Raw genomic sequence first — 26,484 nt, forward strand, 5'->3', positions numbered from 1 at the left:
TTTTCAACGTTCAACACTAGCTCTCGTGGTAGAGAAAACTTCACCTACATTAAAAAAAATAGAAAAGTTCATGAAACCAAGAATGTCTTTCATTTTTCGTGGTCCTGGTGAAAATATTTTAGCATTTATAATGCTGCTTTGTGCATTATCGATAGCAATCCCACTTCCTTTAACTAACTTCATTCCTGCAATTGGTACAACTCTCATTTCACTGGGTATCATGAGCAAAGATGGATTTCTCTCTATAATGGGAGTATTAGTATCATTGTGTGGGTTATTACTTACTCTTGTCGTAATAGTTAAAGGACCACAGCTTATATTTGGAGCATTTTCTTTTCTAAAAAGCTTTGTATATGGTTAAGCTTTACAACACTTTAACAAAAAAAAAGAGCCCTTTACACCGATCGATAAAGATCATATAAAAATGTACGTTTGTGGGCCAACAGTATATGATACAGCACATATAGGTAATGCACGTTCTATTGTTGTTTACGACGTATTATTTCGACTGCTTAAATTTTGTTATGGAAAAGTTACTTATGTGCGTAATATAACCGACATCGATGACAAGATAATCAATGCAGCAAATGAGAAAAATAGTAATATAGAAAGCATTAGCAAATATTACACTAAAACTTTTCATGAAGACATGGAAAGCATAAATTGTGCAGAACCAACATATGAACCAAAAGCAACGGAAAACATAGATAACATTATCAAGTTAATTGAGTCTTTGCTGCAAGCTGGTCATGCTTATGAATCCAATAAACATGTATATTTTAGTGTAGAATCTTACCCTGAATACGGCGTTTTATCAGGAAAAAAAATTGATGAATTAAACTACGGTAGTAGAGTTGAAGTTGGTGAAAATAAAAAACACCCAGGAGACTTCGTACTTTGGAAACCTGCAAACGAAACTGACTATAAACTTTCAAGTCACTGGAATAGTCCATGGGGAGAGGGAAGACCAGGGTGGCATATAGAATGTTCAGCAATGTCATATGCTTACCTTGGCAAAGATTTTGACATTCACGGTGGGGGTATAGACTTGCAATTTCCTCATCATGAGAATGAAATTGCACAGAGTAAATCTGCATTTGCTGAGTCAACGTTTGCAAAATATTGGGTACACAACGGGTTTCTTACGGTAAATGAAGAGAAAATGAGCAAATCCTTATTTAATATAGTCAAAGTAAGGGATTTGTTAGATAGTGGAATAAAGGGTGAAGTAATACGTTATGCGCTGCTTAAAACTCACTACAGAAAACCACTTGATTGGACAGAAAATGTTATCTCTGAGTCGCAAGAAACTTTAAACAAGTTTTATCGGTTATTACGTAGTACATGTATTGAGGAAAGTGATGCAGAAGTCTCTAAAGATTTTATAGAGGCTTTGAAAAACGATTTAAACATTCCTGAAGCTGTAGCCATATTGCATGAAATGGCTACAGAAATCAATAAGACAAGTAATGAATGTGAGAGGCTCAAATTAACTAAGAAGTTTGTTAAAAGCGCAAGGTTCATTGGTATTCTTGAGTCAAGTTATCAAGAGTGGTTTGCAAGTGGTGTGAGTCATCAAGAAATAGAAAGGTTGATAGACTTAAGAAAAGTAGCAAAACAAAATAAAGATTATGATACTGCAGACAAAATAAGAGAGCAATTGAAACAAATGGGGGTTACAATTTCTGACAACGAAGATGGTACAACAACTTGGTATGGAAAATTATCTCCTATTGTTTATAGATAGCCTAGTATCATCGCTTATCTTACCCATACATCAAGGTTTTGTACTTTACACTATGTTATGCTTTAGGTCAAACTACGATCAACTACTTATATTACTTTTTGGAGTATTAGGATCCAGTCTTGGTGGAATAGCTAACTGGTATTTAGGTAGAATAACAATTTTTATCAGAAGATCACATCACAAATTAGAGAATGAAGACAAAACACCAAAAATTGTAAGGCACCTACTGATTTGTGCAGTTGCATTGCTTTCGTGGGTACCAGCACTTGGAAGTGTGACTCAGATTTTATCCGGTTACTTCAAGTTAAACCTTTATATTCTTGTTCCCTTAATTATTTTATCTAACTTCCTCTGTTTGTTGTATCTAACGTTTACCATCTAACTAAACATCAATAAACAACTTTTCTTCTGGTCATATTGAGCTAAATTTCTTCTTCAAACTACCTTTTAAAATGCTTTTATTAGTTTTTGTCATAATACGATCAAATACTCCTAATAACCTCTTAAGTAAGCTTGGGGTTAGCGAAGAGATAGGATTAACAGATACGTTGTTGTTTTTATCATCACCATTTGCTTTGTAGTCTATTGAAATAATCCCCCTACTCTTCCCACCAGTCAGAAGTTTTCCGATTATAGGGATTTTCAACAAAGATTTGTTAATTGAGTATGCCGGTATTACTTGTCCTTCAACCTGGAATTTATAACCCTTAATATCGAGCGTACCACTAGTGCTAATGCCTAGTTCCGCTCCTTCAAGCCAAGATTCTTCAATTTCAACAGTGCCATCTTTATATGAAAAAGGTGCATTACACTTATAAAAATGTACACCTTCGTTCTTTATAGCATTTACAATACCAGGCAGTGAAGACATTGATAATAAAGTGGTAAGCAGTGGAGCATCTTTGATATAGAAATTGCTGATAGATAACATACCATAATGTTCTCCATTTTCTCTCTTAGAAGATAGATAAAGAGATAATTTGCCATTTTTAACTGATTTACCAATACCTAAAGAACGCAAAAGCATACCTGAATTATCCGAATATATTTCAAGCCCTATTTCACTATGTTCTACTAGTATATTACTGTTATCTTCTAAAAACTGTCCTGTGAATTGACTTCCACTACAATCACCTTTAGCACAAGTTACATTTAGCTTAGCATCTTTTATGATAATTCCTTCTTTCATAATTATATTATCAACATTCATAGTAACTTCTATTTTGTTATTTAATCGATTACTATCTTTGCCAAGTAAACCTAACACATCACTTAAGTTGATTTTCTCACCGTGAATAGTTATGGCATTTTTCTCCTTACCTGATTCAATTTCTATACTAAAATTATTATCAGGTAATTTAAAGTTGCTAGAATTTAAATATAGATTTCCATTTTCTACTCTTCCGCTAAATTTTATGTCTAGATCATTTCCTACAACGTCTAGTTTGTCTATTAGCAACTCACCTACTCCTTTTAGCCTTGTAGAAAATAAAACTTCATTGTGATCTTCAAAATGGTTTTTCCACCCTAAGTAGCTTGAACGCAACTCGAGCTCTGATAAATCTATATTACCATTAACGTACCCTGTTTTGTCTTGATACATTACTGACTCTATATTTGCATTGATATAACCATCACCGAAATTAAGTATTTGAGCAGGTAAATCTCCAGTCAAACTCCAGGCAAAATTTTCATTTTTATTGCTACTTTTGAGGTCAAATAGAAGCTGTGTATTATTCACCATACCACTACCATTTAAATCTATAAAGTCACTCCCAAAATCGAGCTTAATATCATACTTACCAAAACTTCCATTATACACCACCAAATTATCAATTTCAGAATGAAATTTGGCCGAAAAATCTACTTTTTTATCACTAGAGTTTAGATTAAAAATGCGAAAATTGAATACAGACTTTGCTATTCCACCTACTTTATCTCTTTCAAGTTTTACCACATCATCCAGCTTAAATCTTATAGGCTCATATAACCCATAAGCATCACTTACAGCCTGACCATTAATGGTAAGAACAGAATCTTCTTTATTGAGAGAGTTCATTTCAATATGACCACTATTGATAGTAAAATTCTGAAACTTAGCTCTATTTACAATAATTTTGAGATTGTTATCCTTGAGAGTTAACTCACCGTTCAACTTCTCCACTCGTTCAAAATCCTCATCAAATTGAACGCTGCCATTTTCTATATCAGCAACAATTACAATACCTGACAGATCATCATTTATTAAACTATCGATTTTACCGTTAAAACTTATAATTGTATTTATAATATTCCCATCAATATTATTACAATACCACTTTCTAAATTCATTGTTCACTAGACCATCTGGTACATAAGTACATAAATCTTTTGCAACAAGTTTACTAATATTAACTCTAAGCAAAGCATGATTTGTGCCAAAGTTCATTTTGCCAATCAAAGAAAGGTAAGTATCATTTAACTTAAAATGAAAGTTTTTTACGCTAATGATTTCATCACTATATGTCAAATTTACATTTACATTAGTCAAGGCTAAGTTTTTACCTGAGTGACTCTCTGTATTTAACACGTATATGTTTCCATCCATAACTTCATCCTTTCCATTAATTCTCATTGAGAAGTTCCCTTTGAACCCTATTTCTTTGTCCAAATTGTAACTTTTAACTAGTGTGGAAAACTCGTTAAATAGCCCCAACTTTAGGTTATAAAATGTTCCATACAAATTTAACAAATTATTGCGATTTTTTATCATAATAGATAAATCATCTAGAATCCCCTTTTTATCTTTTGTATGAACACGAATATCCAAAACATTAAAATTTTCCTCCTTTCCTACATATACTTTATCAATGAAGAATTCACCTTCCGTGCTTTTATTGACAGCAATGTTAGTAATTTCAATCCTTGAGTCTGCATTTAAGTAGAAAAAAATTTTTCTTATTGTCTTCAGCAGATTTTTTGTACTACTCATCTTATCTGTCATTACAGATGTTGTTATTCCTCTGGTCTCTTCCTTCTTGATATATATGTGTACATTACCAGCTAAAACCTGAGAGAACTTTTTGGAACTTAACTTAAAGTGTACGAAAAGCTCAGGAACTTCTATGGTAAAGTCAGGATTTGTTATTTTTAAATCTGTAATGACTAGCTTGCCATCTTTCTGCCAAATAACCGAGGTACTCTCCATGCTGACATCCGAATTGGTAAATATCTTTAATATTTTTTTCTTTATATAAAAATTAATATAACTAATATTGATTTCTAAAGGACCTTCCCCTTTAAAAGGGATAAAGAAGCAGAATATAAATAATAAAATTATAGAAAATGATAGAGCTATTTTTTTAAGCATCGATTATTGCTTTTCTTGCTAAGCTGTCGGCTTCTTCATTGTATTTATCACCATTATGCGCTTTCACCCACTTCCAGTTAATCTCATGTTGCAAAGCAACATCGTCTAATTCTTTCCATAATTCTATATTTTTTACTGACTTCTTATTACTTGTCTTCCAGCCGTTCATTTTCCACTTATTTATCCATTCTGTTATACCGTATTTAATATAGAGGCTATCCGTATACAAACTGATATTACAAGGAAATTTTAATACCTTCAGTCCATTGATCACTGCTGTTAACTCCATTTTATTATTTGTAGTATTTTCTTCTCTACCACAGATGTTCTTTCTATGATTTTGAAATAATATGATTGCTGCCCACCCTCCTGTCCCTGGGTTACCAGAGCATGCTCCATCTGTGTATATTGTCACTTCCTTTTTCTTCATCTTTAACTGTAGTGAATTAATAAAGTATATCGTTGCTTCTATAAAATCACAATTTTTATAGATATAGAGGCAATTTAAGCCGCACCTTTAAATTTTATTATGGAAACAAAAAAAAGTGCTACAACGAGCATTATTAGAAGAGAAAGTAAAAGATAGTTTTTATGTTCTTTCATGGTTAAAACAAATCAATAGAGCAGTAAATAACGCTGGCAAACAGAGAAAATAGATAAGAAATCGAATAAGAAAACATTTTTTTCTGCGAGCTATGACTCTTAAGCCTTATAACGGATGCAGCAAACCAAATAAAAACACACCCTTCAATAATTGCCATACTGAGGTAAAATAGAGCCTTTTTCAAAAATAGTGCTGGAAGTAAGCTAGTTAATACGAGTAACACGCTATAGATTAATATATATTTCCTCGTTTTTTCTGGACCATAAACGATATTGAACATTGGAATCGATGCTTTTGTATAATCTTCAGATCTATTTAAGGATAGAGCCCAAAAATGTGGTGGAGTCCACATAAAAATTATTAAAAATAGAATACAACTTTCCCAGCTTACAGAGTCAGTTACAACCGCCCAGCCAATCATTGGAGGAAAAGCACCTGCTGCACCACCAATAACAATATTCTGCGGAGTACGCCTTTTGAGCCAAATTGTATACACAAAAACATAAAATAATATGCTAATTGCAAGCAAAGCAGCAGAAACATAGTTCACTGCTATTGCCATGATAAATACTGACAATATTCCAAGAGTTATGCCAAATTCAAGCGCGCTTTCTGCAGAAACTCTACCTGAAGGTATAGGGCGGTTTTTTGTTCTCTCCATAAGCAAGTCTATATCTCTGTCATACCACATATTTATTGCACCTGCAGATCCTGAACCAAGAGCAATGCACATAAGAGATATTAGTGCAAGGAAAGGATGAATGCTACCTGGTGCAGCAACCATTCCAGCAATTGCAGTAAACACTACAAGGTACATTATCCTTGGCTTCAGCAAATGCCAAAAATCCAGTATTGTTGATTCAACATTTAGCAAAACACTTGTGTACATTCTATTTTATCACTGGTGGTTTTTCAAAAGTATGAAAAGGCGGTGGTGAAGATACCGTCCATTCTAAAGTGTCACCTTCCCAAGGATTATCTCCAGTTTTTTTGCCCCACTTAAAGAGATGTATAACTATAAATACAAAAAACATAACTGAAAGAAAGGACATATATGAGCCAATTGAGGATATATAATTCCAAGGGATAAACGCGTCGGGATAATCAGGTATACGCCTTGGCATACCTGCTAATCCCAGGAAATGCTGGGGTAAGAAAGTGACATTGGTGCTAATAAAAGTGAGCCAAAAGTGTATCTTTCCTAAACACTCGTTATATTGCTTACCTGACATTTTGCCTATCCAATAATAAAAACCGGCGAAAGCTCCAAATAATGCAGCAAGCGACATGACATAGTGAAAGTGAGCAACGACATAATAGGTATCGTGCAAAAGCTTATCTATTCCACCGTGAGAAAGAATTATTCCGGTTATACCACCTCCAACAAACATGAAAATAAAACCTAATGCAAACAGCATTGGTGTCTTCAATTCAATCGCTCCACCCCACATAGTTGCAATCCAACTAAAGACTTTTACACCAGTTATAACACCAATGAAAATTGTGCTAGTGCTAAAAAATATAGCAGCATCCTCGCTAAGCCCAACAGTAAACATATGGTGAGCCCAAACCATGAAGCCAAACGTTGCTATTCCTAGCATGGCATAAACCATTCCCATATAACCAAATACTGGCCTATGAGAAAAAGTTGACACAATCTGACTGATGATACCAAATGCAGGAAAAATAATTATGTAAACTTCTGGATGACCAAAAAACCAAAACAGATGTTGAAATAACACAGGATCACCACCACCAGCAGGATCAAAAAAGGAGGTACCTATATTACGATCAGTGAGCAGCATAGTTATAGCACCAGCAAGTACCGGTAAGGCAACAATTAACATAAATGACGTGAGTAAAATAGACCAAACAAATAGTGGTATCTTAGTTAGTGACATACCTTTTGCACGCATATTGAATATGGTAACTATAAAGTTGATCGCCCCAACAATTGATGACATACCAGCAATATGAAGTGCAAGTATAGCAAGATCAACTCCTGCACTTGGGTGGGACATAATTTGCGACAAAGGTGGGTATAAAGTCCATCCTGTTCCAGGACCTTCGCCAGCAAATACCGAGAGGATAAGCAAAATAAAAGATGAAACTAACAACCAAAAACTTAAATTATTCATACGAGGAAATGCCATATCTGGTGCACCAATCATGAGAGGTACGAACCAATTACCAAATCCTCCCATTAAGGCTGGCATTATCATAAAAAACACCATTATTACCGCATGCCCTGTAATCATTACGTTATATAGCTGGTAATTATTGTTAAGTATATTAATGTGCATTAGCTGAGTACGAATAATTACCGATAATAATCCACCAATAATTCCAGCTAATATGGAAAAAATAATGTATAGTGTCCCTATATCTTTGTGATTAGTAGAAAACAGCCAACGTCTTATACCTTTTGGTACATCACTCATATCTATACTCCAAACTTAACTTACTAATTTTTTATCTTCAATCCACTTATTAAAATCTTCTTTACTCACTGCTTCAACAACAATTGGCATAAATCCATGACCTTGACCACATAGTTCATAACATTGCCCATAATAAATACCGGGCTTTGTAACGTTAAACCATGCTTCACTCAGCCTACCTGGTATTGCATCAATTTTTATACCAAAAGCCGGTATTCCCCAGCTATGTATTACATCTCCTGCTGTCACTTGTAAACGAATATTAGTATTGATAGGTAAAATAACGTTATTATCAACAGAGAATAGTTTTAAATCTCTTTCGGTAAAGTCTTCTTTTCCTTTTATATAGCTGTCAAATGAAATACCTTGATATTCTGGGTACTGGTAACTCCAATACCATTGATGACCAATAACTTTTAGTGTTATGTCAGCTTTTGGCACTTTCTCCTGTAGTTTAATTAATTCAGCATTTTTAAAAGCCAATACCCCAACAATAATCGTTGGTATAACAAACCAGATAATTTCTACAAAGATATTATGAGTTATTTTACTGACATTTTTCACTTTGCCCTTACGAAAGCGAAATACTACATAAGCAAGCAGGGCCCATACAAAAAGCATAATTGCAATCATTACACTCATCACAAACGAATGTGACTTAACTACAGCCTCCATTATCTCAGTTGCAGGCGCAGGAAATCCAAATTGCCAAGAAGTAGGAGCAGAAGCAATTGATATGTTTGAGTAAAACATTATCAATAATGCAAATAACTTCACCATATTTTTTGCTGTAAAACTAACTGTATAATAATATATATACACTTACTATGCAAACAGAGATTATAGAATGTACACAAGTGTTTTGCTAAATATTGAATCAAAAGTAAATGATGATTAATGTTTTTTTAGCATTTAATAAATATACTAATACGATACTAACTTGAGGAAAAAGCATTTACATGAATCTATTTTAAGTTAAAATATTATAATATTTTAAGTTAAGTATTTACTTTAAGGAAGTTCTATAATAAGTTTAATAGTGTCTGTTATTGCTAATAACCCTCTAGCCTCACACCTAAAAGCAGTAACAGACACTATTAAACTTTAGGTAAGTTTGCCTATTTATAATTCATTAAGGTAAAAATCTTACTAATTCCTTTAATTCTATTATACAGCTGAGTTTACTAATTAACCTTTAATGTTTACGTTAGCATTTGCATCTTAAATCAAAGATTTACATATTATAGAAAATAATTATAAAATAATACACTACTTGTGTGTAAATTTTTTTGCATATCAAACTCTGTAAACAAATTTTTTAGAAAAGCAAAATAAATTATCTCTCTATGAAAGATCTATCGAATGTTGCAATTATAGGTGTAAACAAGAACGATAAAAGAGTGCGGGATTGAGTAACTATATATACTTCTGCTGGCATACCAGGATATAGGTATACGTTTTTAAATTGAGCAAGTTCTGATTTTGGTATCACCACTCGCACTGAATAATAACGCCCCATCCTTGGATCATCAAGAGCATCAGGGGAAATATGGTTTACTATACCGTTAATTAAACTTAAGCGACGTGCACTATAAGCGCTCAGCCTTACTTTAACTTTTAGCCCTTCTAGTCCGTCGATAGAGACTATATTGCTATCTTTCTTTTTTGCTGACAGTATCTCTTCTATGTTTCTGGTTAGAACTTTAGCATCTATTATTAGATCATCATCTGATGGTACTATACTCATGATTGGAACTCCAGATTGTATAACACCACCTTCAGTGTGGTATCTTATATCTGTAACTATACCATCTTGAGGTGATTTAATTATTGTACGTGCTAACGAATCTTCAGCAACCATCAGCCTCTCTTTTAAGTCTGCAATAGATGTATTGACTTCCTTAAGCTCAGCATTTGCTCTTTCTTGAGCATCATTCTTCACATTTATAATCTCTAACTCATTTTCTCCAATCTTTTGCTGTACTTGAGATATTGCAGAACGGTAATGTCCAACTCTACCCTCAATTTCAGCAAACTGTTTTTCTAAAGCTAAAATGTGTGGTTTGCTTATATGGCCCCTATCAAGTAATTGTCTTTTTGTTTCTAACTCCTCAGTTATCAAGTCATATTGCTTATGGGCTGCATTTAGTTGAAAATTTAGCCCTGCTAATTCATCATTTAACTGCTTTATACGTTGTTGCAGTATGTCAGTTTTTCCTAATATACTCTTTCTCTGAGAGTTGAACAACTTTACCTGATTCTTTATCGCTTTATTTACAAGTTCATCGTTAGATAATCTTTTAACCTCATCAGAAAATTCTAGCGTATCTAAGTCTCCCCTAATTGCAATAAGTCTTGCTTCAGTTGCCAAAAGTGATAAGAGTTTTTCTTTAATTATACTCAAATTTGCCTTTTCGTTAACATCACTTAATAAAACTAAAGGCTCATCTTTTTTAACTGTTTGACCTTCTTTTACTAAAATTTTGCTTATTATTCCCCCACCCAAGTGTTGCACTATTTTTCTATTTGAAGAGACAATAACTTCTCCACTTGCATGCACTGCTCCGTCAATTGGAGCTATAGCCGACCAAATACCACCTATTCCAAAAAAGATGAATATCACCACTAAACCAAAAAATAGTGGTCCCCATGTGACTTTTAGGACTTCATTTGCGTTATTACTCTCACGTTTAAAAATAAAATTTATCATCGCATCAATCCATGCGAACGTCTTATCCAAAAATTGATATTTCTTCTTTCTATTTCCTGCCCTTTGCATATCTATATCATCACTACCAATCAGGCCTGTCAAAGAAAGTCTAGCACTAAGCTTTTTTAACTTACTCATTATAATACTACTGCGAATTCTTGTTAATCAGGATAACACACAAAAACAAAGAATCTATATCTTAAGTACTCTACTTAGACTATGGAACATCAGAATAAACTATTTAGTAACAATTCTTATACTCTATTGAATGGTTCAGCATTAGGCTAGAAAATCAAAAAGGTTTTACAATAACCATAATAACTATAATTATTATTAACACTGTTACTGCTTCGTTTAAAACACGAAAATAAACGTGAGTTTTCTTATTCAAGCCCATTACAAAATTTTTCCTATGCTTTGCAAGTAGGACATGAATAGCAAACATTAAGAATAATGCTAGCGCTTTTACATGAAACCACCCTTCGTGATATGGTTCCCTAATAATCATTAGCATAATTCCAAAACTAAGGGAGAAAAGCATTGCAGGGTTTATGATATATCTAAGGAGTCTCTTCTCCATTATTTGAAGTAAGCTGTCATTTTCTGACCCTGGTTTTACAGATGCATGGTAAACATAAAGCCTTGGCAAATAGAGCATACCTGCCACCCACATAATTACAGAGATAACGTGAAAAGCTTCAAGCCAGTGATAGTAGTCCATATAGATAGTATTATAAAATGTTAAAAATTTCTGGTATGATCTCAATTTAATAAAAGAAAGTCAATATGAAAGCAGAAAATTTCACTAAAGAACAGGTGATTGGATTCTACAGAAAAATGCTTCTCATACGCAGATTTGAGGAAAAAGCAGGACAATTATACGGAATGGGATTAATAGGCGGATTCTGTCACTTATCAATAGGGCAAGAAGCAGTTGCAGTTGGGACTCAAGCTGCATCAAAATCTGGTGATGCTTTTATCACAAGCTATAGAGACCATGGCTTAATGCTTGCATGTAATTCTGATCCGAATGTTGTGATGGCAGAACTAACCGGCAAAGAAACAGGGTGTTCAAAAGGCAAAGGTGGCTCCATGCACATATTTGATGTTGAAAAAAATTTCTTTGGTGGACATGGAATAGTAGGTGCACAAGTCCCAATTGGCACAGGAATAGCATTTGCTAATAAATACAAGAAAAAAGATAACGTTGTATTCACATATTTTGGTGACGGTGCTGCAAATCAAGGACAAGTATATGAATCATTTAATATGGCATCTTTGTGGAAGTTACCTGTGGTTTATATCATAGAAAATAACGAATACGCAATGGGAACTTCTGTACAAAGATCAACTTTAGTAACTGAACTATATAAAAGAGGAGAGAGTTTTGGTATTCCTGGAAAACAAGTTGATGGAATGGATTTTTTCTCTGTCTATGAGTTAACAAGTGAAATAGCTGAGCACGTACGTGGGGGAAAAGGACCTCTCTTGCTTGAAATGAAGACATATCGATATCGTGGACATTCAATGTCAGATCCTGCTACTTATCGCTCAAAAGAAGAAGTTGAAGATATGAAGCAAAATCATGATCCTATAAGCACCCTAAAGCAGTATATAACAGACAATAAAATCGCTTCTGATGAAGAATGCAAAGCTATTGATAAGGAAATACGAGATTTAGTAAAAAAGTCAGAAGATTTTGCTAAAAATAGTAAAGAGCCAGGCATTGATGAACTATATACTGATGTTTATAAATTTGTTAGCTAATCAGTTGCCATCAAAATTATGTTTTGGCCTACTATAGATATTTTTTGGCAGCACTTAACTTTATTATATAACAGCCTAGTCAATAGAAACTGTAGTAACTCTTATATTATTGATATACACCGCTCTTGGATCATAGGTTAAATGAGTTTTATTTGACTTTTTGTGCTAGTTTGCAGAATATAAAGTTATTAATTGAATAAAATACATGACAAAAGAAAACTGGGAGACAGTAATTGGACTTGAGGTACACGCTCAGGTTTCTTCTAAGACAAAGCTATTTTCTAGTTCACTAACGGAATTTGGCATTGAGCACAATACTCAAGTTTCTCTAGTTGATGCAGCAATGCCAGGTACATTGCCAATATTAAATTATTTCTGCATAGAGCAAGCAATATGTACCGGTCTTGCACTTTCTGCAGAAATTAATAAGTGCTCTTACTTTGATCGTAAAAATTATTTTTATCCCGATTTACCACAAGGTTACCAAATAACCCAGTTCTTTGAGCCAATAGTTAAAAATGGTAAAGTGTTTATCAATAATAATGAAAAAGAAATAAGAATCGCAAGAATTCACTTAGAGCAAGATGCAGGAAAGAGTATTCATGAAGAAAGCAAAACTTACGTAGATTTAAATCGTGCAGGTGTTGCTTTAATGGAAATTGTTTCAGAGCCAGATCTTCGTTCATCTGCAGAAGCTGCAGAATTCATGAAAAAATTGAGGCAGATTTTGCGTTACATCGGTTCATGTGATGGTGATATGGAAAAGGGGTCACTTCGCTGTGATGCAAATGTTTCTGTTCGCCCAAAGGGTAGTAGCACATTTGGCACTCGTTGTGAAATAAAAAACTTAAATTCAATACGTTATATTGTACAAGCTATAGATTATGAAGCACAAAGGCAGATCAAAATTTTGGAAAGCGGAGGAGAAATAAGTCAAGATACCTTATTGTTTGATGTCACTTTAGGAAAAACAAAAGTGATGAGAAGCAAAGAAGATTCAAGTGACTATAGATATTTCCCTGAACCTGATTTGCTACCTGTTGAAATAAGCCAAGACAAAATTGATTCTATTAAATCATCTTTACCCGAGTTGCCAGATCAAAAAAAACTTCGATACATAGAGGAATTAGGTATCAATGAATATGATGCAGACGTTATCACTTCTGATAAAGAAATTGCCGATTATTTTGAAAAATTAGCAAAAAAGCATGATTCAAAGATTGCAGTTACCTGGTTAACCGTCGAGCTTTTCGGTCGTTTAAATAAAACAAATATTGATATTGTTAGCTCTCCAATTAAAGCAGATGCTTTATCCGAACTCCTCGACTTTATCGTCGATGGAACGATCTCTGCTAAACTTGGTAAACAAGTTTTTGATATTATGTTTGAAACTGGAAAGCCTGCATCCCTTATTATAGAAGAGCAGAATCTCAAGCAAATAACTGACACATGTCAAATCTCAGAGGTAATAGATAAAATCATCAATGACAACCAAGATAAAGTTCAAGAATATAAGGGTGGTAAAACAAGATTGTATGGGTTCTTTGTTGGTGAAGTCATGAAATCCACCAAAGGAAAAGCCAGCCCTGATGTCGTAAACTTGGTTTTGAGTGAAAAATTAAAATTGAGTGCCTAGGTGTACGGTCCCAGATCTTTTGCTATTTGCTTGACTTGTTTCTTTACATAGCTTCTAATTTAAATTCTGCTGTCTATTCTCTTTCATTCATAACCTTTTGCAAAACGTTTTTGCTTTCTTCTCTGCTGGTCACTATTGCTTATATAAAGCAAGTATAGCTCTTTTCATAATAGTCCGAAAAGCTTATAGAAAAGCGGAATCAACAGCATGACGAAAAGATGTGAATAGAGGGATGTTTTTCCTAGCTCTGTTTTTTATAGCAAACCAATGATGCTCAATTTTGTTAAAATCGGGAGAATAAGGCGGTAGATATAAAATTTCTGCGCCAACTCCTTTAGCAAATCTTATTAGACTTATGAAAAGTAGCATTATCAAGGATAACAGTTTGTCCAGGTTTCAAAATCGGTGTCAGAAACTGCTCAAACCATTTATTAAAGATATCCATATTACAGTGGCCTTCAAATGTTAACGGAACAACTATTTTTCTGCCGTTTAAGGCTGCAATCATACTGATTCGTTGAATTTTTTTACCAGATTTTAGAGCATAAAACCTCTGTCCCTTCTGGCAATATCCATAACTCGGTGTTATCAATGCCAGACTCATCTATATAAACTAAGTTTTGAGGTTCTTTTGTTGCTATAATTTTCAAAAATTCAGCGCGTTTTTCTTCGTTTCTTTCTTTGTATCCATATGTCTTTTTTTGCGTGTGAGTCCAATTTTTTTAAGAGCTCGATGGATCGTTGGGATACTAACATTGCTCCAAAGCTTAGCCATTTCCGATACCACCATATTTTTTAGCAAATTCAGTAAATTTATTCCAGTCAGTAATTTTGTGATTATAACCTCCATTTCCAAGTTTTTTTGACTGAAAATCTCCTGTTTCTTTTCTTCTTTGCTGCCACTCCCATAACGTAGTTCTTCCAATTTTAAATCTTGCTGCCACCGTTTCCCTGCTTTCTCCTTCTTCTAGTGCTTCCATTGCTTTTTTTATAACTATATGCTGCTGGCATCCTTACCTTCACTACTATAAAACCTTATTTTACCTCGTTTGGACTATTATGAAAAGAGCTATACAGTACTGAATGATGTTGCAAGCACTCAGTTCGGCAATATTATCGATTTAAGACGAAGTTAAGATTTCGATTTTTTATTCAAACTCTTCTGAAAGTTTTTATACATATTGAAGACATCTTGATAATTTAGGTGAGTGTAAACTTGAGTAGTTTCAAGGCTTGAGTGGCCAAGCAGCTGTTGTATTGATCTTATGTCAATATCTTCCTGAAGCAAATGAGTAGCAAAACTATGGCGAAATGCATGTGGAGATAAAATTTCTGGTAAGTTTAAAAATCTTCTTATTTTTTGCAAACGATTAGCAACATAAGTTCTTCCCAATTTTTTTCCTCTTACCCCCACAAAAAGATGTCCCGCTTCGTCAAAGTGGGGACAAGCTTTTATATATTTTTGTATACACTTTTTTACTACTGGAAGAATAAATACCTGCCTTTGTTTATCTCCCTTACCTGTTACTATTAAACTTTCATTGCTAATATCACTAACCTTAAGATTCAGTGCTTCAGTGATTCTTAAGCCCGTACCATATAGCAGAACGACAATTGCAATTTCTCTTTTTACCACCCAAGGCTCGCCTAGATCAGGCAATTTCATTTCTTTCAATAGAGTTTCTATGTTAGATATTGAAAGTGCTTTAGGTAGAGTTCTTCTCTGAATTGGCCTTGATAAAGAAAATACCGCTTCATTATTTATTTCATAATTGTTTTTTATATATTTGAAAAAATTTCTGATTACTGACAATGCGCGAGTGTTAGATCTCGCATTTACACCTCTTGCATAACGAGAGGTAAACCAACTTCTCAGTTCAGGTATGCTTAATTTTTCTAAAGAGCCAACATTTACTTCTTCACCAATGTGAGTATTTAGGAAACTTATAAGATCTTTGAGGTCCCTCATGTATGACTCCAAAGTGTTTGGTGAGTAAGACCTGTTGTACTTTAGCCAATCATACCATTTTTCAATGATTGAACCGAGGTCCACAGTTACTTTTTAAAGAAAGCATCGATGCACGCATCCCTAAAGGCTTCATTTATATCAGGATGAGAGTGACAAATTCTGTATATATCCTCTGCTGCTGCACCATATGCCATTGCAACCGCTGCTTCATTGATTAGCGTATCAGCGTATGCTCCTATGATATGTACACCGAGTATTGTATCTGCTTTGCTACAAGTCAGAACTTTCACGAATCCCTCAGCATCGTCAGTGACTTTTGCTCTACCGTTTGCAGCAAATTGACATTTACCAACTTTATACTTTCGACCAGCACTTTTTAGTTCTTCTTCAGTTTTACCGATTGAAGAAACTGCAGGGTGGGTGTAAATGACTGACGGTATGATTTCATAATCAACGTGAGGCAATTGCCTTGCTAGTATCTCTGCAACTGCCACCCCTTCTTCCTCAGCTTTGTGAGCAAGCATTGCTCCACCAATCACATCACCAATAGCAAATATTCCTTTTACGTTGGTTTCATAACTATTGTTGACTTTAATAAAGCCACGACTGTCTTTTTCTATTTTTTCAAGACCCTCAGAGCATGGTTTGCGTCCTGCTGCCACCAATACCTTATCCGCCTCTATAGTATTTGTTTGATTATCTTTTACAGAGCAAACTTTCACACTCAAAGAGTTACTACTTTGTTTTATTCCCTCAACTTTAGTGCTAAGTAAAAATTTTATTCCTTGTTTTTGTAGACTAGAAAGTAGAGACTTACTTAATTCTCCATCCATTGCTGCAGCGATTCTGTCAAAAAATTCTACTACAGTGACTTCAGACCCTAGCCTCCTCCATACAGAAGACATTTCAAGCCCTATTGCCCCGGCTCCGATTACGACAAGTTTTTTTGGTACTTCAGTTAAAGACAATGCACCAGTTGATGAAATAATACTTTTCTCATCGATATTAATTCCTGGCAAAGAAATAACGTCAGAACCGGTTGCAATTACTATATTTTTTGTCTTCAGCACCTTACCTTCAACTGAAACTTCAAGGTTGCCTTGATCAAAAGAAGTAATTTTTCCAAGTCCATTGATCTTAGTAATTTTGTAAAGGTTAAACAGATATTCTATGCCTTTTCCAAGTTCCTGAACTCTAGCGTCTTTATAGCCTATCATTTCTCTCAAATCGAGACTTACATCCTTAACTTTTATGCCAAGTTTTGATAGATTATTTTTCGCGCTAGCATACTGATAAGAGGAATGGAGTAATGCTTTTGATGGTATACACCCAACTCGCAAACACGTGCCACCAAAAATGCTATTTTTGTCTATACAAGCAACTTTGAGTCCAAGTTTTGCAGCAGCAATAGCGCATTTGTAACCACCTGGACCACCACCTATAATAATCAAATCATAATCAGTCATAAAAAACAAACCTATTTTCTAAAGAATAAACACCATTTCCTTCAGTCGTTATATACATCTTACCATGGGTAAATACTGGAGCATGAAACACATTACCGGGTATTTTAATTACCCTTCCTGTACTTTCAGATCCAGGAAAAGCAAATATTGAACCTTTATTACTTGTTACCCAAAGCGTATGGGCATACATAATTGGAACAAACAATTGCACATTCTCTATAAAATCAGATGTCCAAACTGTTTTTCCACTTTGTATGTCGATGCCAATTACCTTATTATCTTTAGTCACCATGAAAATTCTTCCGCCTTCTTTTTGTTTCTCTGCATGAATAAGAGGGCTATAATATGACTCAATGTTTGATATACTTTTTACTTGTAGTGGCCTTGACCATAAAATATTTCCTGAGTTTACGTCAATGCTATAAATATAAGAGTTGCTCATAGCTATTAAGATATTATCGTGTACTCTAGGTGTAGTAGTTACATCTGTAAGCTGTGTGTCTAAAAGATTTGTAGCTAATTTTTGGCTCCATAGTTTTTTACCTTCTTCATTAAAAGCTATTAACTCGCCATTTGAAAATGGTGCCATTATTTTATCATTAGAGACTGCTGGTGAGATGGAATATAAACCTCGAACCTCATTTATACCATTTTGATAAGCCCAAATGGGGCTGCCATCTTTTATATCAAATACATGTAGATAGTTATCAATAGTCAATACTACCAACTTATTGTTTATTACTATTGCTTTCCCTCTTGCCGGAGCTCTTAATTCTTTTTCCCATTGAATCTCCCCTGTTTTCGCATCTATTGTGTGTAGAATGTTATCCACTACAAAGAAAACATTTTCTTTGTAGCTCGATAAACTCATATTACCAATTTTTTTCCTACTTGAGAGGTATAATTTCCAATTTATAACTCTTGGGTTATCGATATCAAAGGAATATAAGGTACCGTGCTTGTCTGGTAAAATAACGCTATTTTCTGTAAGTATTGGAGCTACATATCCTTGAGATAATTTTTTATCTACTAAACTTATTCGTTCGCTTGCCATTGTATAGTTACTATACAATAACATTATCATGACAATTATTATTTTCATTATTTAGTGAAAACAAGATTCATTAATATACATACTAGAAACGTAAATCACAACGAAAATGTTCTTAATTGTGGATCAAAAGCATTAACGTAATGTCATGCCATTATGTAAAGATTCTCTTACTGTAATAATTTTTATCAAGTATTGATTAAAACACATTTCGATAGCCCAGACTAACGCTGTCAGTAATATTACCATAATATGAAATGGAAATGGACGCAGCATTTTCACGATGAAAGATATTGTTGTAATGTCATTCATTTAAACTATGCATATCAATTTGAAAAATGTACATTGTCTTATGCTATAGTACCTAAAAGTAAATGCTCAACATACAAAATAACGCTTCACTTTGCAGGCAATGGATATTCTTGGCAGTACTTGCTCTTGCTTGTTCTGGACTGCTGTCAATAATTGTTATTTTTCTACGATTGCCTTTTATTTCTTCTCTCATTCCTTCTGCACAATATATCTTTGATAATGCACTGGTGATACACGTAAATTTGTCAATTTTGGTATGGATGTGCTCTATAATATCTCTGCTCTTCATCATAAACTTAAAAAACACCAATCATTGGTTTAACTTCTCATGGATTCTCTCAATCCTTTCCATGCTGCTAATGTTTATATCTGCATTTGTTCCAAATACTGAAGTTATCAAAAGTAACTATATACCTGTATTACAAAACAAATTATTTTTACTTGGACTCAGTCTTTTCATTACCAGCATATTGATAAATACAGCTCTAGCCTACATATCAAATAAACAAGACTCATATCTTTCAATCGGACAAATTGGCCTGGTCATTATACTTGTGTCATCATTTCTTTGTGTTGTTTTAGCACATAAAAATATGCCTCCAGGTCTATATCACTCAGACAAGAATTTATTTTATGAATATCTCTTTTGGGGAGGCGGACATTTACTGCAGTTTGCCTTTGCTCAAGCAATGTTTTTAGTTTATTTGATCATACTGAATGCTCGCTATATTAGTCTAAATAAAATTACCATTTTACCACTATTTATAAACACAGTTTTGACCGTAGGTGCGCCGTTTATATACTTTATTTATTCGGCGGATAGTGCTGAATTAATACAGTTTTTTACCTGGCATATGAGAATTGCTGGAGCAGTTCTGCCGTGCTTTTTAACAATATTAGTGTCTTGCAACATAAAAACTCTGCTCAATGATAAGGGCAATTATCTTCTCCACTCGTTTGTATTGTTCATTTATGGAGGTGTGCTTGGAGTGCTAACTATTGAAGGAAATGTCACTATCCCTGCGCATTATCACGGTTCTGTGGTTGGTATTACTATAGCTTTTATGAATTTTGTCTACTGGCTGTTACCAAAATTGGGCTGTAAAGAAATAAAAAGCTCCATAGTAAGATTACAGATTTATGCATATAGCTTGGGACATTTTCTCCACATTACTGGACTTGTTTGGCTTGGTGGATATGGTGCATTAAGAAAAGTTGCAGATCTGCCAAGTATTTCATCAATGTTGGCACGTGCTTGTTTTATTACGGGTGGAGCTATATCAGTTATTGGTGGAATGTTATTCGTAATAATTGTGATTTTACATCTTCTTAAAGGCAAGGCTCGTACCAACTAACCCACAGAAACAAAACTAAAAATTTTAGTGTAAAATTACTATATTTACTTTGTACTATGGCTCAAACAACCTGCTTCAAATTTGGAAAGGCAATGAAATGAAAAAAACTATATCAAGCTAGACTGAATTCTTATTTGCTACTCCTTGTGGTTCTTGTGTTCCATTTACTTGAGAGCTAGGTTTCATTATTAAACCACCAGCTAAGAATGCAGATAATGTTGCTATAACAACGATTAACCACATGTCCAATTTAGTTGTATGTTCAAGTGTAATATACACTACTAACCCAACAGCAAGACCAGTACTAGCAGTAGCGATATATGTTGCTTTTTCTTTTAGTTGTTTATTTGCTTCATTTTTGACTTCTAATATTTTCTTTTCTTGCTGTAAATGCTGGATTTGAGTATTTAGTTTATTTTTTTCAGCTTTTAATTCTATATTTTCGTTCTGAGCTGTCTTCCTTGCATATTCTAAGAATCTATTTAACCCTTTAGCTCTATCCTTTTTAGTTTGTAAGTCTTTATTTTCCGCCTCTAGCTGCTCAAGTTTATTTATTTTTTGTTTCATTTCACTTTTCATTTCATTTTTTAATTCATTTCTTATTTTATCTTTCAATGTAGCTATTGCATCTTCTGAGCTTTTTTTAACTTCTAGTTCCAACACGTCCTCAAGCAATTCTGCTAGTTTTATTTTTTCGTTGGAGGGCAGATAGTATGGATCATATAGAGCATTAACAAGATCTTGTAAATCAGAAAATTTAAAATCAGGCATAATAAACCTCAATACTAAAAATTTATCGTGTAATACATAAAAAACTAAAATCAAGAAATTTTGTATTATAAACTCAACAACCATCACCTACAAGGTGAAGGGTTAAATTTTAATCAATTTGAAATTGATCATTGTCATGAAGTGGCTCGCCTTCCTGGATAGATATGTACTCTTGTATAACCTCGTCTGTCAGAACTTACGGCTCAATATCCACGTGCCCAAAGGTGCCTGCCCCAAAATTGCTTACTTAGACTTGCAAAATCTTGCATCAGCAACCTTGAACTTGTTCCTTTCAAAAGTTGTACAATTTTACTAACACTTTGCTGTGGTTTATATGATATAAACATATGAATATGATCTACTGCAACTTTGCCTGAGATAATTTGGATCTCATTTTCCATAGTAACCTGCCTTAGCAGCTCCCTAACTCTAACAGCAATTTGGCCTATTAGCACCCTTTTGCGATATTTGGGAATCCATACCAAGTGTACTCTCATATCGTACTTAGAGTGTGCATTATACCCATAACGTCGCATACGCGACTATTGTAACTTGCCCTTCGCCTCAAGGCGGGACAATCCCCGAAGGGGGACACTAAAATGTCAGACATTAAAATTGCTGTATTTGCTCAATTGTGCTAACTTAAAGCTTAAAACTGAAAAATATTTATGTTAGAAGAAAAATACAGCTTTAGAGAAATTGAAAATAAATACAACATATTATGGGAAGGAAGTAAAGTTTATAAATGGAATGGTGAAGAGAATAACACTTTTACTATAGACACTCCTCCACCAACGATATCAGGAAAGTTGCACATCGGCCATATATTTAGCTATTGCCATACGGATTTTATTGCAAGGTTCCAACGTATGCTGGGGAAAGATGTGTTTTATCCAATTGGTTTTGATGATAATGGCCTTCCGACTGAAAGGTTAGTTGAGCAAACCTATAAAGTTAGTGCAAAAGAAGTTGGCAGAGAAAAATTTATAGAGATGTGCCATGAAGTTATTGAGAAGTCAAAGCAAGAATTCAAGGAGTTATTTAAATCGGTCGGCATTAGTTATGATTGGAGTTTGGAATATCACACGATCAGCAAGGAAGCTGTGGCACTTTCTCAAACGTCGTTTGTTGATCTATATAACAAAGGGTATATATATAGGAAAATGCAACCTATTCTTTGGGACCCAGTTGATAAAACCGCAATTGCGCAAGCGGAAATAGAGGATAAAGTCTTTGAGTCATCTTTGAACACGATAGTTTTTTTCACTGAAAAAAATGAGCAGATTCATATTGCAACTACGCGACCTGAGTTACTTCCTGCATGTGTTGCAGTTTTTTGTCATCCAGAAGATGCACGATATGCCCATCTGATTGGAAAAATAGCCGTAGTGCCAATTACAGAGGCAAAAGTTCCAATAATAGCTGATGATAAGGTCAAAATAGATAAAGGCACTGGGCTTGTTATGTGCTGTACATTCGGTGATGAGCTCGACATATATTGGCAGCAAAAGCATAATCTGCCGGTGACAATTATAATTGATCAGGATGGAAGGATAAACCTGCATGCAGTGTGTGATCAAAAATGGATCCCAGTGTCACGCACTGGGATGACAGGGGAGAAAGATGCCCAGTATCAAGCTACTCAGGTGACAGAGGAGACACATGCCGGTGTCATCCGAGTAGCTGACACTGGGATCCATGGACTAAAAGTTAAAGAAGCAAGAAAGAGGATCATTGAAATCCTCAGTGGAAAAGGACTTTTAATAGAAAGTACTAGCATTTCTCATTCTGTTAAATGTGCTGAAAGATCTGGTGCGCCGCTTGAAATATTACCTACTTATCAATGGTTTGTCAAGACTTTAGAGCAAAAAACTCAAGTATTAGATAAAGTGAGTGAATGTAGTTGGCATCCAGAATCTATGCGTAAACGTATGGAGGTGTGGATAGAAGGGCTAAGTTGGGATTGGTGCATCTCAAGACAGCGTTATTTTGGTGTACCATTTCCAGTTTGGTATTCAAAACGTAAGGGAGAAGAAGGCAAAATCATTCTAGCTGAAGTAAAGGATTTACCTGTAGATCCATTAAAAGGTTTGCCGAAAGGCTATAGCAGAGAAGAAGTTACTCCAGATCAAGATGTGATGGATACTTGGGCAACAAGTGCGATCACTCCTCAACTAAGTGCACTGGCAGTAAACAGTGAGCTCGGTTTACCAAGCCATCGGTATAATAAGATATTTCCTGCAGATCTGCGCAGCCAAAGCCATGAGATAATAAGAACTTGGGCTTTTTATACGATTTTGAAGGCACATTATCATGCAGATTCACTGCCGTGGAAAAATATCATGATTAGTGGTTGGTGTTTGGCTGATGATAAAAAAAAGATGAGTAAATCAAAAGGTAATATCATCACTCCTCATGTAATGCTTGAAACCTATGGAGCTGACGTAGTACGCTATTGGGCAGCAAACTCAAGACTTGGAGTTGACACAGTCTACTCTGAAAATATCTTCAAAATTGGCAAACGACTTGTTACGAAACTTTGGAATGCTAGCAAATTTGTTTCCATGTTTATGGAAAAACATCAAGCATTGAGCATAAATTCCATCAGTGAGACGATGGATAAGTGGATATTGTCCAAATTATATAAAGTGATAGAAAAAACGACGAACAACCTATTACAGTTTGAATACTGCGAAGCTTTGAGCGCAATAGAAGAATTTTTTTGGAAAGATTTTTGTGATAATTACTTAGAGTTAGTTAAAAAACGTGCATATGGAGATGCATTGGACAGCGAGGCAAACATGAGTGCGAAACAGAGTTTGGCATATGTACTCAATATTATTTTGCGGTTATTTGCACCATTTTTGCCATACATTACAGAGGAAATATATCATCAGTTGTATAGTTATAACTCCGTTCACAATAAAAGTAATTGGCCTAACAAGGAAGAACTTACCTATGATAAGTATTCTGAGGAAATGGGAGATAATTTCGTGCAGATATTAAACCTTGTGAGAAAAATAAAAGCAGATAATAACGTATCAGTTAAGCATCTTATACAAAAGTTGATGATAAAAGCGAGTGTAAAAGAGGATGAGTTAAATTATTCTGCTCAGCATGATTTGCAGTCAGTTTGCAATGCTGAAGTGATAGAATGGGTTGAGAGTACAGAAGCAGAGCTTATAACTGAGAATGGAAAATTTACTGTAAGTTTATTGATTGATGTAACTTAGCATTCGTATTACTATACTAATTATTTAGTTGTGAGGTAATAATGATTGGTAATTCATATAATAATAAAATTGAAGAACAAAAAGATGATTATCATGACTTCATTCAAAGGTTTTTGTTTTTGCTCGGTAAGATAAAAGAAAAGAATAAATCAATTCACACTGCTGTAGCTAGTTTTCACATATTATCTTTTTTAATAAAATACAATGCCAATTTTAATGAAGATGAAGTGTATAAAGCCGTTATCCAAGATTTCAATAATATAAAAGAAGCTAGACCAGAGCTTCAAGATAAGGCTAAAAAAGTATTGAATGGGTATATTGAAAGTGGTGTTGAAACAGTGTCAATATATGGTAGTTGTGCAGAAGTTAAATTGGGAGCTAATAAAAACAAATTCAAAGTCAGTGAGTTTTTGAATAGTAATTTCTGTCAAGATAATGGAATTTCAGGATTTTCAACTCTGCATAGCAATGGAAAAAATGGAATGCACGGTTTTGTTTCTGAAGAAGGAATAAGGCACTATGTTGTAACTGATGGTGCATACGAAATGACTCTGAATTGGTGTGATGAGGACGGAAAAAAGTGCACTATTATAATTAATATTGATGCTAATGGTATAGAACTTATCGAGCGTAATCGTGTTACTGATGATCAATTGAAAGCAAATAAAGATGTAAAAATAGGTAACTTATTCTTGTATCAAATAAAATTTAGAAATAAGGAGAAAGGCAATCATAAATCATCTGAGATTGTGATAGAAAATAGTAATAGAAATATTAACATTCAAACAACTCAAGAAATTGAGCGTGGCAGCAAAGAAGCTCAAATAGGCAGTACTAAAATGCAAGACAAAATTGCACAAGTTGTAGATGACAGCTTAAACGAAAGAATTAATAAATTGGAAAAAGAAAATACAAGATTAACTGGAAATAATCAAACTATATTAGAACAATTACAGCAAAAAATGAGAGAGGTGGAGGAATTAAATGGAAAGGTAAGGGAAAAAGATGAAGTTTTGGCTGAAGTAACACAAAAACTCAAGCAGCTAAGTGATTCGGTAGAGAGTGAATTTGAAAGGAGAAAAGTAGAGAAGGAAAAGTTAGAGGAGAAGTTAAGGAAAGCGCAAAAAGAGATACAAAAGTTAAGTAAAGAAAAAGCTGAATTAGTGCAAGAAAAGCAAGATTTAGAAGAATTTGCTGAAGGTCTAGATGTTGAAGTACAAAGACTAAAGGATCAAATAAGGCAATTAGAGTACAGTGTGGCTGTAGCAGTGAATGAAAATAAAAGATTAAAACAAAAATTGAATGATACTCAAAAAGAGTTGGATGGTAAGTATGGTGAAATCCAGAGATTAGAAAGTCAATCACACGAATTAGAAAGTCAAAAAATAACAGAATTGGAAATATACTTAGAAGAGAAAAAGAAAAAAATAGCAGAGTTAGAGGTGCTGTTGGAAGAAGAAAAGGGGGAAGTTTTTAGTTTAGAATCTAGATTATGTAATTCAGAAGAAGAAAAAAGACGATTACAAGAAAAGTTAAATGAAAAAACTCAAGAAGAGATTAATCTAGAAGAACTATGTAAGAAATTGGAAGAGAAAGAAGCTGGGTATCTCAATAGGATCAAAGAATTAGAAAGAAATCTTGATCAAGGAAGAAAAGAATTTGAAAAATTGCGAAGTGATCTAGAAGAAGAAGATCAAAATTGTTCTGAAGAGTACGAAAAGTTACTATCTGAGAAAATTACTATGAAAAGGGGAATTTCACGTTTAGATGATCAATCTTCATTATCTCATCAAAATTATGTCAGCTTTGTAAAGGATTGTACGGGTTTGATAACAGAGATGGTAAGTTTGTTTCAAGAGAGTATAGGAGAAAAAGACAATGTGACTATGCCAAGGAGTACTATGCTAGAGATTTGCGGAAGATTTGATGAATTGATTAAGCATTGTGTAGAAAGTGATCAAGAAATACAAAAGATGCTTGAAGAAGTATTTGAACAAATTAATGATAGCCCTGCTTCTTCAAATATGTTGTAATAGTTTAGACTTGATCTGACAAGCAAACAAAGTAAGATAA

The 26,484-nt window shown here is 34.1% G+C and carries 19 protein-coding genes and 3 pseudogenes; 8 read left to right on the forward strand and 14 right to left on the reverse strand.

The annotated features are described in order from the left end of the window. From JR053_RS01020 to JR053_RS01030, 3 genes and pseudogenes are all read left to right on the forward strand, one after another. Positions 1-361, forward strand: a 361-nt coding sequence (locus tag JR053_RS01020) for an exopolysaccharide biosynthesis protein (RefSeq protein ID WP_416603265.1), incomplete at its 5' end; no start/stop codon positions are given. Then, a pseudogene (cysS, locus tag JR053_RS01025) lies at positions 354-1,747 on the forward strand (cysteine--tRNA ligase). The gene JR053_RS01020 and the pseudogene cysS, both read left to right, overlap by 8 nt. Then, a complete protein-coding gene (locus JR053_RS01030; protein ID WP_012481730.1) occupies positions 1,716-2,129 on the forward strand; it encodes a YqaA family protein in 414 nt (137 codons plus the stop codon). Before cysS ends, JR053_RS01030 begins: the two are co-directional and overlap by 32 nt. A gap of 30 nt (positions 2,130-2,159) precedes the next feature. Here JR053_RS01030 and JR053_RS01035 read toward each other — a convergent pair whose 3' ends face one another. The 7 genes from JR053_RS01035 to hemJ all read right to left on the reverse strand — a co-directional run bounded on the left by JR053_RS01035 (position 2,160) and on the right by hemJ (position 11,572). Then, positions 2,160-5,096, reverse strand: a complete 2,937-nt coding sequence (locus tag JR053_RS01035) for a YhdP family protein (RefSeq protein ID WP_353281763.1) — start codon at positions 5,094-5,096, stop codon at positions 2,160-2,162. Continuing rightward, positions 5,089-5,526: a ribonuclease HI gene (rnhA, locus tag JR053_RS01040; protein ID WP_010401349.1), complete on the reverse strand. Its 438-nt coding sequence runs from the start codon at positions 5,524-5,526 to the stop codon at positions 5,089-5,091. Before rnhA ends, JR053_RS01035 begins: the two co-directional genes overlap by 8 nt. Before the next feature lie 175 nt (positions 5,527-5,701). Next, positions 5,702-6,589: a heme o synthase gene (locus JR053_RS01045; protein ID WP_010401351.1), complete on the reverse strand. Its 888-nt coding sequence runs from the start codon at positions 6,587-6,589 to the stop codon at positions 5,702-5,704. 1 nt (position 6,590) lies between these two features. Beyond that, a complete protein-coding gene (ctaD, locus tag JR053_RS01050) occupies positions 6,591-8,141 on the reverse strand; it encodes a cytochrome c oxidase subunit I (protein WP_010401353.1) in 1,551 nt (516 codons plus the stop codon). A gap of 15 nt (positions 8,142-8,156) precedes the next feature. Then, positions 8,157-8,921, reverse strand: a complete 765-nt coding sequence (gene coxB / locus JR053_RS01055) for a cytochrome c oxidase subunit II (RefSeq protein ID WP_010401356.1) — start codon at positions 8,919-8,921, stop codon at positions 8,157-8,159. 556 nt (positions 8,922-9,477) lie between these two features. Next, positions 9,478-10,989 carry an HlyD family type I secretion periplasmic adaptor subunit gene (locus tag JR053_RS01060; RefSeq protein WP_010401358.1) on the reverse strand — a complete coding sequence of 504 codons (1,512 nt, stop codon included), beginning with the start codon at positions 10,987-10,989 and terminating at the stop codon, positions 9,478-9,480. Between the two features lie 154 nt (positions 10,990-11,143). Further along, positions 11,144-11,572, reverse strand: coding sequence for a protoporphyrinogen oxidase HemJ (gene hemJ, locus JR053_RS01065; protein WP_029237596.1), 429 nt, complete (start codon positions 11,570-11,572; stop codon positions 11,144-11,146). A 65-nt stretch (positions 11,573-11,637) separates the two neighbouring features. Between hemJ and pdhA the strand changes: the two genes are divergently transcribed. Together pdhA and gatB are read left to right on the forward strand one after the other, a co-directional pair. Further along, positions 11,638-12,618 (forward strand): pyruvate dehydrogenase (acetyl-transferring) E1 component subunit alpha, encoded by a 981-nt coding sequence (pdhA, locus tag JR053_RS01070; RefSeq protein ID WP_010401363.1) that lies wholly within the window; start codon positions 11,638-11,640, stop codon positions 12,616-12,618. Between the two features lie 205 nt (positions 12,619-12,823). After that, entirely contained in the window at positions 12,824-14,254 is a 1,431-nt protein-coding gene (gene gatB, locus JR053_RS01075; protein ID WP_010401366.1) for an Asp-tRNA(Asn)/Glu-tRNA(Gln) amidotransferase subunit GatB, read from the forward strand. Between the two features lie 183 nt (positions 14,255-14,437). Here gatB and JR053_RS01080 read toward each other — a convergent pair. The 5 genes and pseudogenes from JR053_RS01080 to JR053_RS01100 all read right to left on the reverse strand — a co-directional run bounded on the left by JR053_RS01080 (position 14,438) and on the right by JR053_RS01100 (position 19,052). After that, a pseudogene (locus JR053_RS01080) lies at positions 14,438-15,265 on the reverse strand (IS630 family transposase). Between the two features lie 121 nt (positions 15,266-15,386). After that, positions 15,387-16,307, reverse strand: a complete 921-nt coding sequence (locus tag JR053_RS01085; RefSeq protein WP_010401376.1) for a tyrosine-type recombinase/integrase — start codon at positions 16,305-16,307, stop codon at positions 15,387-15,389. A gap of 2 nt (positions 16,308-16,309) precedes the next feature. Beyond that, positions 16,310-17,689, reverse strand: a complete 1,380-nt coding sequence (lpdA, locus tag JR053_RS01090) for a dihydrolipoyl dehydrogenase (protein WP_010401379.1) — start codon at positions 17,687-17,689, stop codon at positions 16,310-16,312. Continuing rightward, the gene (locus JR053_RS01095) at positions 17,682-18,791 is read right to left on the reverse strand and encodes an outer membrane protein assembly factor BamB family protein (RefSeq protein ID WP_029237597.1); all 1,110 of its coding nucleotides are present in this window, start codon (positions 18,789-18,791) and stop codon (positions 17,682-17,684) included. The genes lpdA and JR053_RS01095 overlap by 8 nt, the downstream gene beginning before the upstream one ends. A gap of 84 nt (positions 18,792-18,875) precedes the next feature. Continuing rightward, entirely contained in the window at positions 18,876-19,052 is a 177-nt protein-coding gene (locus tag JR053_RS01100; RefSeq protein WP_160141980.1) for a hypothetical protein, read from the reverse strand. Positions 19,053-19,114: 62 nt separating this feature from the next. Between JR053_RS01100 and JR053_RS01105 the strand changes: the two genes are divergently transcribed. Then, positions 19,115-20,407, forward strand: a complete 1,293-nt coding sequence (locus tag JR053_RS01105) for a cbb3-type cytochrome c oxidase subunit I (protein WP_029237598.1) — start codon at positions 19,115-19,117, stop codon at positions 20,405-20,407. A 117-nt stretch (positions 20,408-20,524) separates the two neighbouring features. Here the strand turns inward: JR053_RS01105 and JR053_RS01110 are convergent, their stop codons facing one another. Both JR053_RS01110 and tnpA read right to left on the reverse strand, forming a co-directional pair. Next, entirely contained in the window at positions 20,525-21,178 is a 654-nt protein-coding gene (locus JR053_RS01110; protein ID WP_139686450.1) for a hypothetical protein, read from the reverse strand. Positions 21,179-21,287: 109 nt separating this feature from the next. Further along, positions 21,288-21,714: pseudogene (gene tnpA, locus JR053_RS01115) on the reverse strand (IS200/IS605 family transposase). A gap of 132 nt (positions 21,715-21,846) precedes the next feature. Here tnpA and JR053_RS01120 point away from each other — a divergent pair. Both JR053_RS01120 and JR053_RS01125 read left to right on the forward strand, forming a co-directional pair. Further along, positions 21,847-24,411 (forward strand): valine--tRNA ligase, encoded by a 2,565-nt coding sequence (locus JR053_RS01120; protein ID WP_416603274.1) that lies wholly within the window; start codon positions 21,847-21,849, stop codon positions 24,409-24,411. Positions 24,412-24,452: 41 nt separating this feature from the next. Then, positions 24,453-26,444 (forward strand): coiled-coil domain-containing protein, encoded by a 1,992-nt coding sequence (locus tag JR053_RS01125; protein ID WP_416603276.1) that lies wholly within the window; start codon positions 24,453-24,455, stop codon positions 26,442-26,444. The last annotated feature ends 40 nt before the right edge of the window (positions 26,445-26,484 follow it).

Source organism: Wolbachia endosymbiont of Nasonia vitripennis (assembly GCF_048054115.1).
In the GTDB taxonomy this organism is placed as follows: Bacteria; Pseudomonadota; Alphaproteobacteria; order Rickettsiales; family Anaplasmataceae; genus Wolbachia.

Coding starts and splice junctions, on each gene's coding strand:
- JR053_RS01030 (WP_012481730.1), top strand. CDS start 1,716: ATGGAAAATTATCTCCTATTGTTTATAGATAGCCTAGTATCATCGCTT.
- JR053_RS01035 (WP_353281763.1), bottom strand. CDS start 5,096: ATGCTTAAAAAAATAGCTCTATCATTTTCTATAATTTTATTATTTATA.
- rnhA (WP_010401349.1), bottom strand. CDS start 5,526: ATGAAGAAAAAGGAAGTGACAATATACACAGATGGAGCATGCTCTGGT.
- JR053_RS01045 (WP_010401351.1), bottom strand. CDS start 6,589: ATGTACACAAGTGTTTTGCTAAATGTTGAATCAACAATACTGGATTTT.
- ctaD (WP_010401353.1), bottom strand. CDS start 8,141: ATGAGTGATGTACCAAAAGGTATAAGACGTTGGCTGTTTTCTACTAAT.
- coxB (WP_010401356.1), bottom strand. CDS start 8,921: ATGGTGAAGTTATTTGCATTATTGATAATGTTTTACTCAAACATATCA.
- JR053_RS01060 (WP_010401358.1), bottom strand. CDS start 10,989: ATGAGTAAGTTAAAAAAGCTTAGTGCTAGACTTTCTTTGACAGGCCTG.
- hemJ (WP_029237596.1), bottom strand. CDS start 11,572: ATGGACTACTATCACTGGCTTGAAGCTTTTCACGTTATCTCTGTAATT.
- pdhA (WP_010401363.1), top strand. CDS start 11,638: ATGAAAGCAGAAAATTTCACTAAAGAACAGGTGATTGGATTCTACAGA.
- gatB (WP_010401366.1), top strand. CDS start 12,824: ATGACAAAAGAAAACTGGGAGACAGTAATTGGACTTGAGGTACACGCT.
- lpdA (WP_010401379.1), bottom strand. CDS start 17,689: ATGACTGATTATGATTTGATTATTATAGGTGGTGGTCCAGGTGGTTAC.
- JR053_RS01095 (WP_029237597.1), bottom strand. CDS start 18,791: ATGAAAATAATAATTGTCATGATAATGTTATTGTATAGTAACTATACA.
- JR053_RS01100 (WP_160141980.1), bottom strand. CDS start 19,052: ATGAATGACATTACAACAATATCTTTCATCGTGAAAATGCTGCGTCCA.
- JR053_RS01105 (WP_029237598.1), top strand. CDS start 19,115: ATGCTCAACATACAAAATAACGCTTCACTTTGCAGGCAATGGATATTC.
- JR053_RS01110 (WP_139686450.1), bottom strand. CDS start 21,178: ATGCCTGATTTTAAATTTTCTGATTTACAAGATCTTGTTAATGCTCTA.
- JR053_RS01120 (WP_416603274.1), top strand. CDS start 21,847: ATGTTAGAAGAAAAATACAGCTTTAGAGAAATTGAAAATAAATACAAC.
- JR053_RS01125 (WP_416603276.1), top strand. CDS start 24,453: ATGATTGGTAATTCATATAATAATAAAATTGAAGAACAAAAAGATGAT.